The organism is Clostridium sulfidigenes (assembly GCF_052067195.1).
Classification (GTDB): domain Bacteria; phylum Bacillota; class Clostridia; order Clostridiales; family Clostridiaceae; genus Clostridium_J; species Clostridium_J sulfidigenes.
This window is the reverse complement of sequence record NZ_JBQHQR010000006.1, coordinates 210,606-227,102: the sequence shown is the minus strand read 5'-3', so window position 1 is coordinate 227,102 and position 16,497 is coordinate 210,606. Positions and strand designations below refer to the sequence as shown.

Annotated in this window: 15 protein-coding genes; 1 reads left to right on the top strand and 14 read right to left on the bottom strand. The window is 30.6% G+C overall.

Annotation, left to right across the window (positions count from 1 at the left end; translation table 11 throughout):
• Positions 1-38: 38 nt before the first annotated feature.
• The 10 genes from ACTNBA_RS09490 to ACTNBA_RS09445 all read right to left on the bottom strand — a co-directional run bounded on the left by ACTNBA_RS09490 (position 39) and on the right by ACTNBA_RS09445 (position 9,063).
• Entirely contained in the window at positions 39-1,148 is a 1,110-nt protein-coding gene (locus tag ACTNBA_RS09490) for a S41 family peptidase (RefSeq protein WP_441073650.1), read from the bottom strand.
• 581 nt (positions 1,149-1,729) lie between these two features.
• Positions 1,730-2,749: a MerR family transcriptional regulator gene (locus tag ACTNBA_RS09485; RefSeq protein WP_242844146.1), complete on the bottom strand. Its 1,020-nt coding sequence runs from the start codon at positions 2,747-2,749 to the stop codon at positions 1,730-1,732.
• A gap of 394 nt (positions 2,750-3,143) precedes the next feature.
• Entirely contained in the window at positions 3,144-3,914 is a 771-nt protein-coding gene (locus tag ACTNBA_RS09480; protein WP_346886425.1) for an ABC transporter permease, read from the bottom strand.
• Complete coding sequence (locus ACTNBA_RS09475; RefSeq protein ID WP_035135480.1) at positions 3,908-4,609, bottom strand: ABC transporter ATP-binding protein; 702 nt, start codon at positions 4,607-4,609, stop codon at positions 3,908-3,910. The genes ACTNBA_RS09480 and ACTNBA_RS09475 overlap by 7 nt, the downstream gene beginning before the upstream one ends.
• Positions 4,609-4,977, bottom strand: coding sequence for a GntR family transcriptional regulator (locus tag ACTNBA_RS09470; protein ID WP_035135482.1), 369 nt, complete (start codon positions 4,975-4,977; stop codon positions 4,609-4,611). The genes ACTNBA_RS09475 and ACTNBA_RS09470 overlap by 1 nt, the downstream gene beginning before the upstream one ends.
• A 166-nt stretch (positions 4,978-5,143) precedes the next feature.
• On the bottom strand, positions 5,144-5,689 hold the full coding sequence (locus ACTNBA_RS09465) for a cyclase family protein (protein ID WP_035135483.1): 546 nt from the start codon (positions 5,687-5,689) through the stop codon (positions 5,144-5,146).
• Position 5,690: 1 nt separating this feature from the next.
• Positions 5,691-6,161: a MarR family transcriptional regulator gene (locus tag ACTNBA_RS09460; RefSeq protein WP_441073701.1), complete on the bottom strand. Its 471-nt coding sequence runs from the start codon at positions 6,159-6,161 to the stop codon at positions 5,691-5,693.
• 281 nt (positions 6,162-6,442) lie between these two features.
• Positions 6,443-7,273, bottom strand: coding sequence for an endonuclease VIII (locus ACTNBA_RS09455; protein ID WP_441073646.1), 831 nt, complete (start codon positions 7,271-7,273; stop codon positions 6,443-6,445).
• A gap of 151 nt (positions 7,274-7,424) precedes the next feature.
• Entirely contained in the window at positions 7,425-8,447 is a 1,023-nt protein-coding gene (recA, locus tag ACTNBA_RS09450; protein ID WP_441073644.1) for a recombinase RecA, read from the bottom strand.
• A 112-nt stretch (positions 8,448-8,559) separates the two neighbouring features.
• Positions 8,560-9,063: a CarD family transcriptional regulator gene (locus ACTNBA_RS09445; protein WP_035133482.1), complete on the bottom strand. Its 504-nt coding sequence runs from the start codon at positions 9,061-9,063 to the stop codon at positions 8,560-8,562.
• Between the two features lie 154 nt (positions 9,064-9,217).
• Here ACTNBA_RS09445 and ACTNBA_RS09440 point away from each other — a divergent pair, with 154 nt between their 5' ends.
• A complete protein-coding gene (locus ACTNBA_RS09440) occupies positions 9,218-9,646 on the top strand; it encodes a MarR family winged helix-turn-helix transcriptional regulator (RefSeq protein ID WP_441073641.1) in 429 nt (142 codons plus the stop codon).
• A gap of 96 nt (positions 9,647-9,742) precedes the next feature.
• On the opposite strand, the gene ACTNBA_RS09435 is transcribed toward ACTNBA_RS09440, so the two are convergent.
• From ACTNBA_RS09435 to ACTNBA_RS09420, 4 genes are all read right to left on the bottom strand, one after another.
• Positions 9,743-10,096 (bottom strand): hypothetical protein, encoded by a 354-nt coding sequence (locus ACTNBA_RS09435; RefSeq protein ID WP_441073639.1) that lies wholly within the window; start codon positions 10,094-10,096, stop codon positions 9,743-9,745.
• Between the two features lie 285 nt (positions 10,097-10,381).
• Positions 10,382-10,969: an HDIG domain-containing metalloprotein gene (locus ACTNBA_RS09430; RefSeq protein WP_441073699.1), complete on the bottom strand. Its 588-nt coding sequence runs from the start codon at positions 10,967-10,969 to the stop codon at positions 10,382-10,384.
• 107 nt (positions 10,970-11,076) lie between these two features.
• Positions 11,077-14,157 (bottom strand): GNAT family N-acetyltransferase, encoded by a 3,081-nt coding sequence (locus ACTNBA_RS09425; protein WP_441073637.1) that lies wholly within the window; start codon positions 14,155-14,157, stop codon positions 11,077-11,079.
• A 580-nt stretch (positions 14,158-14,737) separates the two neighbouring features.
• A complete protein-coding gene (locus ACTNBA_RS09420; RefSeq protein WP_502361626.1) occupies positions 14,738-16,405 on the bottom strand; it encodes a GH3 auxin-responsive promoter family protein in 1,668 nt (555 codons plus the stop codon).
• Positions 16,406-16,497 lie beyond the last annotated feature (92 nt).

Sequence of the window (16,497 nt, the reverse complement as noted above, 5' to 3'; positions counted from 1 at the left end):
CCTCTTCATTTTTTAAATAGTATATCTTTTTTATTCATTTATATCTCTCCCAAATTTATATAATCCTCAATTTTTTCATGTAGAGTCTTATCTGGATACAGAGACATGGTACTATCATCATCTATCAATTTATAATATCGAGTTGAGTAGCTAACACTAAATTTACTATTTGGTAAAACAAATCTTAATATCTCCCCATAACAATTAGGTTTTCCTCCTGAAGGTTCACCCCAAATAACACAGTTTGTCTCAAATTTCAATTCATAAGCATTAAGTAATCCTGAGGAAAAAGTCTCTCTTCCTATTATTACTTTCAGATTTTCCTTATTATTAATTCTAAGATTATTCTTTATATAATATAATAAAGGTTCTAATAATCTGGAATCACCACCAATATTATTTCTTAAATCTATAGTGATTCTACAAATAGAATTTTTCTCTATAAAGTTTATAATCTCTGCTATTTTTGTACTAATTGTTTTATATCCCTCTTCCCTACAATAATTATACTTTATGTAAAGTTCCTCTTTATCTTCTAAATATTCATACCACAAATTCTCATTAGATCTTCTTGCATATAGAGGCAATTGATTGTCTGAATATCTCAGTTCACTAATATTAACTGTTTTAACTTTAACTGTATTGTGTTCTGTTGTTATTTTTATATTATCCACAGAATCTGATATCAATAATCCATATAAAACTTCTGCAACCTGCATATACTTCATACTCTGAGCCTTAAAAAAATATTCATTTTCAAAAGATATGATTTCTGAAAGTTCCTGAAGAATTTTATCCATGCTAACATCCTCAATTGCTATAACTTTCTTAAATAATAAGTTCTTATAAGCCTCACTAGTTCTTATAATATAAATCCCATCCTCAAACCAATAAAACTTAATAGGCAAATACTTATTAGCAGGAAATGCAACTGATGTATGGGCATCTCCAATCGAGGCAACCACCCTTGAAATTTCTACCTTCATCTCTTCATAATCAAAGTCACCTATCATTGACTTTAATTTATCTATCCTACTATCAAACTCTTCCCTACTTATATTAAAAAATAAATTTTTATGCTTTTCTATGAGATTTTCCCTCAAAAACTCAATATCTTCTACCCATTTTTCTTCCCATTGACTTTTCATAATATCACGCTCACCTCTTTATTTATGTCCCCTTAGTAAATAATTTCTAAATTAATCATGTTACTAAGACTTTAACATAAAATCTAATGCTTAAACAATTATATTTTAAAATATGATTCCTATATTGAATCACATTTTTATTCCATTGTCACATCTTTTTATTTAGGTATACTTAATCTAACTTTCAAAATAGGAAAACCCCTGAAACCCGCATGGCTACAACAAATAGTTAAATAGTTTAATATTTCTATAGTTAAATAGCTCCCTATATAAATAGTTTAATATATACCTATGCATATATTTGAACTAGATAAAAGTATAATTTTTTTAGATGTAAAATTAATTTTAAAAATAGATGTCTTCATTAGAATTTTAACGAAATATTTTAAAATAATATTGAATAGCGTAAAAAATCCACCGGCTAAGCCGTTGGATTTTTATTAATTTGCTTAAAATTTAGATTTTAAATATAGTCTTAAACTACTTCTAATAAGAATACTGAATATTTATTTCTGCATGTACAGTAGTTAAAGAAATTATTTGATTTATAGCTGTTGCGTATTATAAGAACTTATTTATTATTACAGATTATCCACTTTATTTCTATTAGCAACCACAACTCCTACAAGTGGATGCAATCTGTGTACTTCAACAGTAAAATCAAAATTTAAAAAGCAATTTTTTAACTCTTCCACGCTGGATGGAAAATCTACTTCTGGTCCATATCCTACTAAGGAAAATTCCTCCTTATAATCATTAGGATTTTCAAAAAACATTAAATCACCAATAATAATACTTTGCAAATTTTCTCCACCTATATTAATCATTTTTTCTATTGCATTTTGCTTATATATTGTAGTTAGATGATGTAATGCATAATTAGAAATAATTTTTGTAATACATTTTTTTCGTAAATCTACACTCAATTCAGGCTCTTCAAATGTTCCTATATATAGTTCAATATTATGTGCTCTTTCATTTTCTATATTTTCTTTAGCTTGTTTAAGCATTCCATCACTAATGTCTACACCAATTGCTAATTTTATTTTTCGTGATAGCTCAATAATTTGCTTTCCAGTTCCACACCCTAAATCAAGTATAATATCATTTATGTTAGGTTTAATCAATTCATTTATTAGTTCTGCTGTTTTAGACCTCCAGTGATAGCTGTCCGTAACATATTGTTTACTTGCGTCATTGAATCTCTGTTTTGCTCTTGTTTCCATATTCGTTATCTTGATAATATCAATAAGTTGTTGAACTTCCAAAAAACTATTATTTTGTATTTGCTTTTCGGCTTTATTTAGAGCAGTAATAACTGTCTCAATATGTTTCTTCTTTTCCTCTAATGCTCTTGTTTGAACCCTTATTATATTCTCTATATTTTGGTTTTTTTCATTTATAAGTTGTTTTATTTCATCAAGTGACAACCCAATAAACTTAAGAGTGATAATCTGTTGTAGCTTGATAAAATCTTCATCACAATAAATTCTATAACCAGCTTGGGTTTTTAAAGATGGCTGTAACAGCCCAATCTTATCATAATGAAGCAATGTTTTTACAGTTACCCCTGATCTTTTAGCAAACTCACCAATCTTCAAGATCCCCCCCCTTTCAATATTATTTTAAATCCTAACCTTTGGTTAGAGTCAATACTGATTGTTATAATTTATTAGATACTTCGCATACTCCTACTATCGTTCATTAGATTATAGTTCTATATCATAGTTAATCAGTTTTAAGAATTTATTCATTTTCATTCCTTTCATCTAAATAAACTGAAAGATATGCTCCTATTCTTCCATTTGGAGCACATTCATCCATAAGGCCGAATTCTGGATCGTAAAATTTTCCATTATAATAAACTACCCAATGACCATAATTAGGAAACCATACTAAAAGAACGCATAGAGGCTGTAAATGAATTATTTATATATACATAAAAACAAGCTCCAGTTTAAGTTTATTACTAAAACTGGAGCTTTAAATTTTTTACTATTCTAGATTAAGCTTATTCTTCATGATGTAGTTAGTTATACAGAATAAAATTGTGAAGAAAATTAAACAAACTATAATTCCACAAAGTATTGCATAGTGTGAAGATAGATAAATAAAACTATCACTTGCAACTAATATAGTCATACCTATTCCTATTATTGATTGTTGAGCAATGCTTAATATCATAAATCCAGCAAATCCTCCTAATAATTTTTTTGATTTAAACAACTGGCCTATAGAAAGTGATGCATAAAGCATCATAATTTGATGAGCTAAAGATACAATTCCCAATATTATAAATTCTATTATACCGAAAACATTTAATCCAATTTCAGAGTAAATATTTTTAAATCCTCTAATTATTTCTTTTAATACCCCTGGCTCATAGGCCATTACAAATATAGATGTTGCAGCTATGAAACCACTTATTATAGTCCATACCATAGATACTACTAATTTATTAACTATATTTTGATAACTTTTTACCGGGATAGTATTCATTAAATATCCTTCATCACCAAATAGGTTTTTATAAAATCTTTGTACAGTTATAAAAAGTGTTCCCACAAAAACTGCCACCATAGTTACGAAATATCCTATCATTGTTATAATAGCAGGAATTCCACCTAAGAAATCCATATTTACCTCAGCCATATTAGTTCCAATAAATATCTTATTAATAATTGAAAATCCTAGCAATGCTCCATAAAGAGGAAGCATTATTCTGCCTGTAGCCTTAAATTCATATTTCATTAATTTTCTTAGCATCTAAATACCTCCCTAAATAGTTCATCTACTGTCTTTCCGCTACTTTCTCTTATTTCATCTACACTTTTTTGTAGCATTATTTCTCCATTTGATATAAAAACAACATCATCGAGAACTTTCTCTATATCTGCTATTAGATGAGTTGAAATTACTACAGTTGCATTCTCGTTATAATTGCTTATTATAGTGTTTAAAATATAGTCCCTAGCTGCTGGGTCTACCCCTGCAATAGGCTCATCTAAAAAGTATAACTCTGCTTGCCTACTCATAACTAAAATAAGTTGAACCTTTTCTTTTGTTCCTTTTGATAAGGTCTTAAGCTTGACATTTGATTCAATATTTAACTTACTTAGCATATCATAGGCTCTCTTTTCATCAAAATCCTCATAGAAATCTTTGAAAAAATTTATAATATCAGATACCTTCATCCAATCATTAAGATAGGTTCTTTCAGGAAGGTAAGAAACTATTTTTTGAGTTTCTATGCCCTGAGGAAGTCCCGCTATCTTTACTTCTCCCGACGTTGGCTTTAACAAACCATTAGCTAGTTTTATTAAAGTTGTTTTACCACTACCATTAGGACCTAAAAGTCCAACTATTTTACCTTTTTCTAAAGTTAAATTAATACCTTTAAGTGCTTCCTTATTGTCATATTTTTTAACTAATTCCTTACACTGAAAAATTGGTTCACCCATTACTTCATCTCCTTTGCCATTTTCCCTAGAAATTCCATGATATCCTCATTACTAAGTCCTAAACTTTTCATACTCTTAAGAAAATTTACTGCTTGGTCTTTAGCTATATCCAGTTTAATCTCTTTTATCATATCTATATCCTCCGTGATAAATCTTCCACTAGTCCTTTGACTATAAACAAACCCTGACCGTTCTAACTCTGCTAAAGCCTTTTGTATAGTATTAGGATTAACTGATGCCTCTTCAGCAAGCTCTCTTACCGTTGGAAACTTTTGTCCTGGCTTGTATTCTCCCGAAATTATCTTTAGTTTAATCTGCTCAATTAATTGAATATATATAGGCCTTTGGTCCTTAAATTCCCATGCCATCTAATCACCTCTCTTGTATTATTGTGTTATTGTACTAACCTCTTAATACAATAATACAACCTACAATTGCTTCTGTCAATACCTATTTCCATAAATATCAAAAATAAAATCCAGAGGAAGTTTAATCTTTCTTTGAATTTTAATCTTTACTTTATAATATATAAATTTATATAGTTTCAATCTCAACTTTTATTGCTGTAGCACCTTCTAGTTGAATCCATTTTAAATTTGCCTTGAATTCCGTAGTAACCTTATTTAAATTACATATATTTTCTATAACATAGGCTCCTTTATTTTCAACATATTTATCTATTGCTACGTGATCTTTTCCATGTTGTATTCCACTTAGATCAATGCCTATTAATTTTACATTACAGTCTAATAATCTATCTATAAGCTCATTAGTTAAATATGGACTAGGCTTAGAATTAAAATACTCATCACTTCCATATCCATAGGTTTCTAAGTAACCCGTTCTAAATATTACAAAGGAACCTGCTTTAATTGATAAGTTTTCTAATATGTTAACGTCTATAATATCTATTTTCCTAGCATCTATTACCTTAACATCTATTTGTGATGGTAATTCTATATTGGATAGATTGTAGCAATCTATATGAGTTCCTATATGTTGCCTTTGGTGTGTCGGCTGTGAGTCTCCCCACTTTAATATTTCTACCGGAATGTTAAAATCTGTTAAGTGTAAATTCATATTATATTTCCCCTTCTGTTTCTATTAGTTCGTCTAAATAACTATTAAATTTAATCAAGAAATTAGTTACAATTTTTTCTTCCTTCTTATCTACATTTTTAAAAAATATCCTATTTCTTGCTTCCCATTGCTTATGCTTTATTTCATGATATTTATATAACTCTTCACCTGACTCCGTTAATTTGAAATATATCTCCTTATCATTATTAGGATTTTTATATTTATCAATAAGATTACTATTAAGAAGCTTTTTAGTTATCTTACTAATAGCACCTCTTGTCATATTCATACTTTGGGATATTTTAGTAACATTAGGATTTTCTATTTTCCCTATTAAATCTATACAGTGTATTTCTGAAACCCCATAATTTTCATATTCACTACCCAAAGCCAACTTACCTAAAATCTCTTCCTTTTCATATATTTCTTTAAAACTTTTCATAATAATATTGATATTATCTACTTTAAACACCTCCATATTGTTTCCTTGTAAACAATACTATCATCTTTTTGTTTCCATGTCAACAATTTTGCACAAGTACTAATTTACTATTATAATTCCATTATTAATATAATTTAATAAAAGAAGCCATAAGCATAATTCTTCTTATAGCTTCTTTTAGGTCATTTTATATGTTTTAGTAAAACCTCATCTAATTAAAAGCTCTACTCCTAATTAATTTTTATACTAGCCTTTATATACTTTTTCTATATCTAACTATAAAAGTACATTATTAATTTTATCATATTGAGTTAAAGTAACTGGCAATTCTCACAGTAATAAATGCTACCACCTAAATAATTTTCTTTTTTTATAATTTCACCACAAGAAACACAAGAAGAGCCTACACTATTTTTGCTCATCATAGTTTTATATCCACCATTGTTTCCATGTAGATCCTTTTCTGTATCTCTTCCACCAAGTTCTGTCATTTTAGAAAGAACAGATTTAATGGAAATATATAAAACTTCCTTATTTTCATCTTTTAATGTATTAATTTTTCGTTTTGCATGAATTTTAGCCTGCCATAAAATATCTTGCAACACTCCATTTCCAAGGCCAGGTATTCGCTGCTCTGTAGCAAGAAATGCTTTTATACTTAGCTTCTGTAAATCCTGTGAGGATATCAGTTTATCAAAATAAGTTTCATTAAATTCATAAGAAAGTGGAGATGGTTTTTCCTTTGTAACCTGATAATAATTATTGGGAAACCCTTCTTTGGTATTAAAACACCATATTCCTCCATACATCTGAACTGATGCACTAACTTCAGATGAATCATTAAACTCTAACAGAAGTTGATGTTTGACCGGACGTTTTTCACCACTGTGGCGATATCTAAATCCTACCCCATCACCAATTAATATTGATGTATTATCAGCACTAATTTCAACCATACCTCCGTAGGCAGTTGCCATATTAATAGTCTTTCCTACAAGTATTTCATGGTATTTTTGTGGATCTCCATGATACCACGCAAACTTATGTGGATTATGAGCAGCAACAACATTCACAATCTTCTTTCCCCTAATTGTATTGTTAATCTGCCCTGCAAGTGTTAAAGCTTCCGGTATCTCAATCATTGTTATCCCTCCAATTATTTAAGACATAGTTTATCTAAATTTAGCTTTTCCAATTATTATTTATTATTCCATTATATACTTATTGTAAAGAAAATAAAAGAAAGAGAATCTCCATAATATGATGATTCTCTTTCTTTTATATTTAAAACATTTATTCATTTTCCTTAGTCTGTTTTACTAATTTAAGATTATATTTTTCTCTTATTATATTTTCTATTTCAAGAGCTATTTCAGGACTTTCTTTTAGATATAACTTAGAATTTTCTCTTCCTTGACCAAGTCTAGCTTCTTTATAAGAAAACCAAGATCCACTTTTTTCAACTATATCTTCCTTAACTGCTATATCAATAAGTGCACCTTCCTTTGAAATTCCTTCGTTGTACATTATATCGAATTCAGCTAGCTTAAAAGGCGGAGCAACCTTATTTTTGGTTACTTTTATCCTTGTTCTACTTCCAAGAATATCTTCCCCTACTTTTATAATATCTATTTTCCTTATATCAAGCCTAACTGATGAATAAAACTTCAGCGCTCTTCCACCTGTTGTTGTTTCAGGATTACCAAACATAATACCTATTTTTTCTCTTAGTTGGTTTATAAATATAACAACACATTTAGATTTATTAATTGATCCAGTTAGTTTTCTTAAAGCTTGTGACATTAACCTTGCCTGCAATCCTATATGAGAATCCCCCATGTCACCTTCTATTTCAGCTCTTGGAACAAGGGCAGCAACAGAGTCAACCACAAGGACATCTAAAGCATTTGATCTTACAAGAGCTTCAGCTATTTCTAGTCCTTGTTCTCCAGTATCAGGTTGAGAAATAATCAGATCATCAGTATTAACACCCAGTTTTTTTGCATAGGATGGATCCAAAGCATGTTCAGCATCAATATACGCCGCTGCACCACCACTTTTTTGAGCTTCTGCCACTATATGTAGTGCTACTGTTGTTTTACCAGAAGACTCTGGTCCATATATCTCCACTATTCTCCCCTTTGGAACTCCTCCAACGCCAAGGGCTATATCTAAAGCAAGACATCCTGTTGGGATAGCTTCTATATCCATTGTTGAGGTTCCTCCAAGCTTCATTACGGAACCTTTTCCAAATTGTTTTTCTATATGGTTCATAACTGTTTCTATGGCCATACTTCTATCATTACTTATATTCATTTTTATCAACTACCCTTTCAAAAGCCATTATAGCTTAAATTATGTCTCACCTTTTTTAACTTCTACTGAGTAAAACAACCATCTTTAACATACACTTCTATTATAATCATATTTAGTAGTCATTTTCATTAATTAATCTAGCAACTTTTCTATTTATTACTTCAAAAGTTGTGTTTAATTTGAATGCCAATTCTGTAAACAATATACTTTGAACATAAGATAAAAGTTTGATATCTTGCTGATGAAATTTCCTTCCTTCTGCTTCAATTTTAAGCTTTTTTCTCATTAAAGTACTTATTACCTTAGAGATTTCTTTACGATCTCCATTCTTTACAACCTTAGAATATACTTGATTTCTTTCAGTATTAGCTTCTATCCACTCTACACCTGGTTCCCTGAAGGATTCTAAGAGTTCTTCTGCCTCTTCTTTATTTACAAGCTGTAACATGGCTACCTTATCACTCTCAACTGGGACGCTTATACTTAATGAACTATCGTCCACTGGGTGCAATTTATAGTAATTTCTTTTTTTACCCCCTATTATTTGTTCAAATATGTCATCTACACGGCAAATTCCATGGGCCGAATAAATTATTAATTCTCCAATATTAAACATTTCAATTTCTCCCTTGTTGTACTTTGTCAACTAAGTTGACTAATTTCATTGTACATTAAATTTAACAAATTGTCAATTAAATTGACAATTCTTAATGAATTATGTATATTATTTGTATATTATTTTAGTAAAGATATTGATTGGAGTGAAGCCATTGAATTCTGAATTACAAAATTTACATTTAATTGATTTAATAAGTGAACGTCACGTTCTACTTCGTAGAATATGTGAAAAATCATGGAATGATAATAGTGATATACATATTTCAAACTCTGAATGGTATATCATGGCAAGAATATATAATAAAAAAACAACTCTATCTTATGTTACAAAACATGTTGATATCTCTAGACAGGCAACTCATAAATTTGTAAAAAATCTTGAAGCAAAGGGCTTAATTGAAATTACCAATTCAACAAACAATAATAGGGATAAATGTTTGCAGTTGACTCCCTTAGGTGAAGAATGTTATGAGATAAATTTATCTCAAAAGGCAGCCATAGAGCAAACACTATGTGAGAAAATTGGAACTGATAAGGTAGAAATACTTAAAGATATGTTAAAACTAGAATGGGACATATAGCTAATAAAATAGCCTTATGTCTCTGCTAATGTGTTTTTATTATATCTTTAGAATCATAAGGCTATGCAATGACTCTATATTATCAAAAACTACTGATTATTTTGCATCTTTTGCTTTTGCAAGTTTTGCTGCTGCTCTCTTTTCTGCAAGTAATATTTTTTTCTCTTCCTTTGCAGCTTTTTCAAGTATTTCTTTTTCCTGTTTTTCTTCATTTCTTTTCTCTTCTAGTTCAGCCTTTGACTGCTCTTGCTTTATATGCAATTTTTCTAATATACTATTCTGAACTTCCTCATTTGCTGCTTCTAGAAACATTTTAAATGCTTCTGGATATGCGAAGGCTTTTACTCCAAGGTCATCTTGAAATTGCACTAATATCTTATCACCCTCTACCTCCGTTATAACTCCTGATCCGAATTTAATATGATTAACTTGCTCATTTTCAATATTCATTTTTCACCGTCTCCTCTCTAATTTCAAACTAGTGTTTTAATAATTTTTACTTTCAGCCATTCTTCTTTCATGCTATTTTTTCTTTTAAAATATCATTACCTATAGCATAAACCAACGACTCATAGCTTTGTAAGAAACCTTATTATAAAAAAACTCAAAACCACCTTCAGATGGTCTTGAGTTTTCATACACACTGACAATATAATAATATCATTTTTACTTTTACTTGTCAAATTGACTTACCCATATGGTTACATAAGTATAAAAATTATCCAATATAATCTACTAATTGTTATATAACCCCATTTCCCTATTAATGAAATCCTCACAAGAACGCATAGCTAGAATTGTTTCTTCAAATAATTTCTCTAATTCCCAGCCAAGGATTTCTGCTCCTTGTCTGATTACATCCCTTGAACATCCAGCAGCGAATTTCTTGTCTTTGAACTTTTTCTTAAGACTTGAAAGTTCCATATCCATAACACTCTTAGATGGACGCATTCTTGCAGCTGCACCAATTAATCCAGTAAGTTCATCTACCGCAAATAATACTTTTTCCATCTCATGTTCTGGTTTCGGTTGTTCTTCTACACAAAGTCCATATCCATGGCTAGCTACTGCTCTTATTAATCTTTCATCAAGACCACGTTGTCTCATTATTTCTTGTGTTTTGCTACAATGTTGTTCTGGATACATTTCAAAATCTAAATCATGAAGCAATCCAACTCTAGACCAAAACTCTGCTTCATCTTCATATCCAAGTTTATTTGCAAAGTAATTCATAACACCTTCTACTGTTAATGCATGCTGAATATGAAATCCTTCTTTATTGTATTCGGTAAGTAGTTCCAACGCTTCCTCTCTTGTTATCATCATAATATCCTCCTATAAAAACTTTATTAATAATATTAAAGAAATATAAAAAACAGCACTAATATCTATGATTATTATACTGTTTTTTATATTGTTACAGCAAGATCTTAAAACTTTACGTTATGCAAGTTTTTAAGAAGGTTGTCTGATATATGTTCCTTTGTAAAAATATAAAATACATAAGGCAGAGCCTTTCTTTCTCCCGGTGCCATGGTTACCTTAGTTAAATTCAGGCAAGAGATGTCCTTGGTATTTATATATTCCTGCTGGGTATACTTATCAAAGTCCATGTTTACCTGGATCTTGTACTGAAGGTCATCACAGCCATAAAGTGGTGATGAATAAGGATATATCTCGTAATCCCTTAGGCCTGCTTTGTACTTATCAATGGTGTTTCCATGATTTTTAACACTGACCCAGCTTTTTTTAATGTCATCACCAAGTTTTAAAAAGGCAGAGTTCATGAAGCCCTCGTCCACCATATACCTGTCCATATTATTAACCAATTCAACGGCATTTAATAAAACAGGGACTCCCGGTAGCATTAAAAAGTACTGGTTTATCTCAAGTCCATTATAATCATTACTGCATGCCATGGTCATGGTGGTTTTTATACCCATCCATGTGTTTCCAAGGATATCAGTTCTTTCCACGAGCGAAGCTTCAGTGGTTTCCTTTGCAAGGGATCTGGCATTTTCAAGCATATCTTTGGGGATGTTTTCAATTCCTCCAAACCATGGGTTATACCAGCTCTTTGGACCTGCCTCAGGGAAGGAACTGTCAAGCCACTGCCTACCCATATATTCAAGGGAGAATAATCCCATTGTAAATTTAGGGCATGCTTTAATGTTCATTACTCCATTGCTCATAGAATAAACTTTTATACCTTTTTCTTCAGTAATCTGGGACTTACACTCTACATTTTTAATATAAAATACAGGTATTTTCCTCTCATAGCTGATATCACTAAAGTTGCAGTTTACATTGATCAAATCATATTCAAAGCCACTTTCTGCCTTCCCCTGGATATTAATTTTATTTGTCCCTTCACCAATGTTTATATGAACATTATCAAAGAAGTTGTTCTTGGATGTTACAGTTATTTCCCCGGTGTATGAGATATTCCTGTTTTCAGTAATATTTATATCAAAGTTCTCCCTAACAAATAGAGAATTGTTACTTATGTCAACCTGAAAATCTTCAGCCAATGGAATATCTCTGACCTCATTGGACTTAAGGGCAAATCTTCTTACCTCATGCCAGTTTTTAAAGGTCGAAAAGGCCATATAAACAGGATCTGTAACCCTTTTTTCTCCACCCTTAAGCCTTCCCAAGTTATGCTGGATATGCATATACCAGCCATCAAAGTCAGCCTTTAAATTCTTTGGCCATACTATGCTTTCCTCCTTACTTGAGAATATCCAGTTTCCATCAATTTTTTCACTGTCGTAGTATCCTGGATATTCCATACGGCTTTCAGTGGCATGAAGTATACTATTATTATAGGGAATTAATGCTCCTTCTATCCTGTAGTGAAAATTTTGGTCGAGGTAGATGTCCTTAGGAGTTTCCTCCACTGATGTATTGGTGATTTCATAAGAATGTTCAAATATGCCGTTACTGCATATTTTAAATATGGTCCTAACTGCCAAACCCTTATAATCATTGGAAATATATTTACCACTTAAAACCATTTTTTCATCTTCAAAATACCATTTTACATTTTTTATTACCATGTTGCTGAATTCCTGTGAAAATGGCAGGCCCAGCTTTGGGTAATCTATAAAGGTATTCTTTTTTTCTTCACCTACAAATGTTTCTACCCGGTTATAGTTTTTATCTAGAGTCAGCTTATATATTCCATTGACAATTACATATTTACCGTCAACTTCTCCTCCAAAGCCATGGTTACGTCCCATGAAAACCACTGCTACATTATTTTTAAACTGTACACTTTCCCCTGAACTTAATTTTACATTAACCTGAAGCCCTGCCTCATAAATACATGGATTTTTCAGCCTGCACTGTACAGGTATTATAATCTTCTGAGTCTTGTCTATGCGTATTTTAAACTCTCTGGCGGAAAACTCAACGTCATTGGACTCTGGAAGGGTGAATTCAAAGATTCCCTGTTCATCAAGGTAGCTTTCAACATTAATATCCATATTAAAAGTTTCCCCGCTGTATCTTTCCCTGTCCATGCATAGAAAATTTATTTTTCCAGGGAATTTAGGAACTATTCCAAGCTTAAATAAAGCCTTCCTACCATTGACAGCAACATCTGCCACCACTGCAGGATGGGTCTTATAATCCCCATATTCCTCCTGAATTTCTGACAGATAAAATCCCCCCTGAATTATAGTTTTGTCAGCTACCTGAACATTTTTATCCAGTAAAAACTTAACCTCTTTATCATCCCTACCTTTTATTTCAACATTTAATGTTCTTCCTGTCTTATTGACAATTTCAAAGAATGCTCTATAACTCCTTCCAAAGATGACACTATGCGAATCTGAATACAGGGAAATCTTATAGTCGTCGGTTTCGATAAGTCTTAACCCCCTGCCCCATCTTTCAAATTCCATCCTTAGATTTTTATTATTTTTTTCCCAGAGGTATTCGTAAAACTCAAAACCATTTTCCATCCTTCCATCAGGTTCCATGTCAATGATTCTTTTCATGTCATTGTACCAGTGTGCATCCTTAAAGTAATCTTCCACGGCCTCTGTATGCATTACCGTTGGAATGAAGTTCATGAGATGAACCTTATCCTCCCTGTTTTCAAAGAAATACCCGCACTTTTTATAAAGTGGTATGGCCTTTGTATTGGCTGACCAGGTATATATGTCAAGTCGTGGCCAATTAAGTTCAATGGTCCTTTCCACTGACTTTAAAACCAGGGCCTTGCCTATCCCTTTGCCATGACAGTCATATCTGGCATTCAGACGCCTTATATGGAGCGCACCCTCATCCTTTACATACCTTGAAAATGCACAGTATCCAAGTACATCATCTCCTAATACAGCAAGATAAGTATTTATATCCGTTGAATTTTCATGTGCCGCTAGTACTGTTTCCTCTGTTTCATTTCCATTTTCACCATTCCACCCTTCAGTGCTCCTTTGCCACATTTCTGCAATAGCCTTTGCATAGGCTGGAGTGTATTCTACAATTTTTAACCCTTCCATAATTTTTCCCCCATTGTATTCAAATTTTGTTTATTTTCTATAGTAAACAAGCTATTTAATCACCCCCATGACTAAATAAAAGAACTGCAAATGAACACTCATCATTTACAGTCCTTCAATTTTATAGACTTATTTTAAGTACCCTTAAAAACATTTTAGGTAATTTAAAAAGGCTATAACTTTAAAAAAGCTGTACAGTTAAGTACAGCTTAAATCTAATAACATAAAAACCTATCACAATAAATACAGTATTGTACATGATTTTTAAAATTAAATAAGAAAAGTAAATGCTGTTGTTCTTAACATATCTAAATAACATTTTGTACATAGCAAATAAACCCGTTTAATAGGTGCTATTATACTAATATGTGAAATTTAGATTAAAGGTTAAAAACAAACATAATCATATTACAATCTCCTTCTAATTTCAAATTACTATTCCATTATAGTTTTTATTTTACATTTAGTCAAATATTTATAAATTTTTTTAAGTATATCAGTTATATCCTCCTATAAAAACTTTATTAATAATATTATATTTTAAGAATATTACAAATACAAATAATATTAAAGAAGTATATCATATCTTATTTCTATTAATAATATTTAATATACTCCTATTATTAGAAATAACCCTTGGAATTTTAATTTGATTTTTTGATATTCCCTTCTTATATAAAGATTCCTTAATTGTATTGAAGGTATTTGATTGTAAAAGTATTACTTTTACAATAGATAAATTCTTGTTATTTCTAGCTCTATCATAGGCTAAGTTAGAACTTCTAATCTCCTTATCCAAGGTTTCCTCTAATAATTTAATCTTATAATTAGATATACTATTTTTAAATTCAAAGTAAAACGAATATCTTCCAGGTGTAATTGAGTTATCAGGCATTGTAGTATAGTCTACTAAGTTTAAATTTAATTTTTTTATTGTACTTTTTATAGAATTAGTTAAATGTTCTTCATTAGTTTTTTCAGATACCATATTCAACACTTGATTCTTCCTATATAAAAACTCCACTTCAGGACAATTATTATAAAATCCGACTACTTGAATAACATCACCCATTCTATATCTATAAAGGCCTGCATAATTAGTAATAACTATTTCATACTTTGTCCCTATTTCTAGCTCTTCTAAACAAAGGGTGTGCTGACTATCTTCTTCCCCTTCTTCTTGTGGAATAAATTCATAAAATGCAGTGTCAGGGATAATTACATATCTTATCTTATTTGCATAAGGATTAATTCCAATCATAGCTTCAGTAGCAGCATAGGCTGGTGAATAAATAGGTAATGAATCAGTATAATAATTTAATTTATCATCATATATAGAAAAGTTTGCTCCAGTTACTGTGGCAATATATGATAAATTAGGCCATACTCTCCTACTTATACCCTTCAATCCTTTTTCAAATTCATACTCTAATTTATCAGCTCTACTAGCATCAGGAGAAAGAAGTGAATTTAACTTTTTTCTAGTGTTTTCATCAATATTCAAATTATTTCTTATACATCCTCTCCTTATATCTCTAACTAAATCCTGATGTTTACTTTCTAATATCCTAAATAAATCCAATATATTAGATATAAAAACTCCACTAATATATAAAAGATTAGTTTCTTTTAAGGCAAATAACAGATGAAGATAAAGGGAGGATTCCTTATCTTTTATTTTCATGACTTCTATTGGTGAAGTATATAAGTATGGTAATATAAACCTTATACCATTCATCCCTCCAGAAGTAGCAGAACATATTGGTACTCCTCCTTGGGTATAAGTTGTCATTACTATATCAGCTATCATTAAACCTCTTCCATAATTCCAATTTTCTCTAAAGTTATCATAAGAAAATTTATTGGTAAGTAAGGCCATATATTTTGAAGCAAGTTTTCTACTTGTTTTAGTAGATGGAATTAACTTTTGCTTTCCTGTGGTTCCTGATGTATGACCAAAGTATTCCACACCTTCACTTATTAAAATATTCTTTTCCCCATTTGACATTCGTCTTATATAGTTTTCGTAATAATCATATTGGGTTAATGGAACATGTTCTTTAAAACCATCTATGGAGTTGATATCTCGAAAATTAAACTTAATTCCGATTTCACTTTTGCAATTTTCTCTTAATATTTTCAATAACACTTCTTTATTGACTTTTTTGCAATTTCTAGTTTCTTTATCAAACTTCTTTTTAACTAATCCCCCACCTTCAATGGCGATTTTGTACAAGACTTTGCTTATAAAGCTCGTAATAACACACTTCCTAAGTATTTGTATATATCTAATGTATGAAAAAATATAAAATGATGTTACACCTTGATGGAGACGAATTG

Excerpts from the sequence above, each read along its gene's own strand:
- ACTNBA_RS09490 (WP_441073650.1), bottom strand. The coding sequence starts at position 1,148 with ATGAAAAGTCAATGGGAAGAAAAATGGGTAGAAGATATTGAGTTTTTG.
- ACTNBA_RS09480 (WP_346886425.1), bottom strand. The coding sequence starts at position 3,914 with ATGCTAAGAAAATTAATGAAATATGAATTTAAGGCTACAGGCAGAATA.
- ACTNBA_RS09475 (WP_035135480.1), bottom strand. The coding sequence starts at position 4,609 with ATGGGTGAACCAATTTTTCAGTGTAAGGAATTAGTTAAAAAATATGAC.
- ACTNBA_RS09470 (WP_035135482.1), bottom strand. The coding sequence starts at position 4,977 with ATGGCATGGGAATTTAAGGACCAAAGGCCTATATATATTCAATTAATT.
- ACTNBA_RS09465 (WP_035135483.1), bottom strand. The coding sequence starts at position 5,689 with ATGAATTTACACTTAACAGATTTTAACATTCCGGTAGAAATATTAAAG.
- ACTNBA_RS09455 (WP_441073646.1), bottom strand. The coding sequence starts at position 7,273 with ATGATTGAGATACCGGAAGCTTTAACACTTGCAGGGCAGATTAACAAT.
- recA (WP_441073644.1), bottom strand. The coding sequence starts at position 8,447 with ATGAATATAAGTAATGATAGAAGTATGGCCATAGAAACAGTTATGAAC.
- ACTNBA_RS09445 (WP_035133482.1), bottom strand. The coding sequence starts at position 9,063 with ATGTTTAATATTGGAGAATTAATAATTTATTCGGCCCATGGAATTTGC.
- ACTNBA_RS09435 (WP_441073639.1), bottom strand. The coding sequence starts at position 10,096 with ATGAATATTGAAAATGAGCAAGTTAATCATATTAAATTCGGATCAGGA.
- ACTNBA_RS09430 (WP_441073699.1), bottom strand. The coding sequence starts at position 10,969 with ATGATAACAAGAGAGGAAGCGTTGGAACTACTTACCGAATACAATAAA.
- ACTNBA_RS09425 (WP_441073637.1), bottom strand. The coding sequence starts at position 14,157 with ATGGAAGGGTTAAAAATTGTAGAATACACTCCAGCCTATGCAAAGGCT.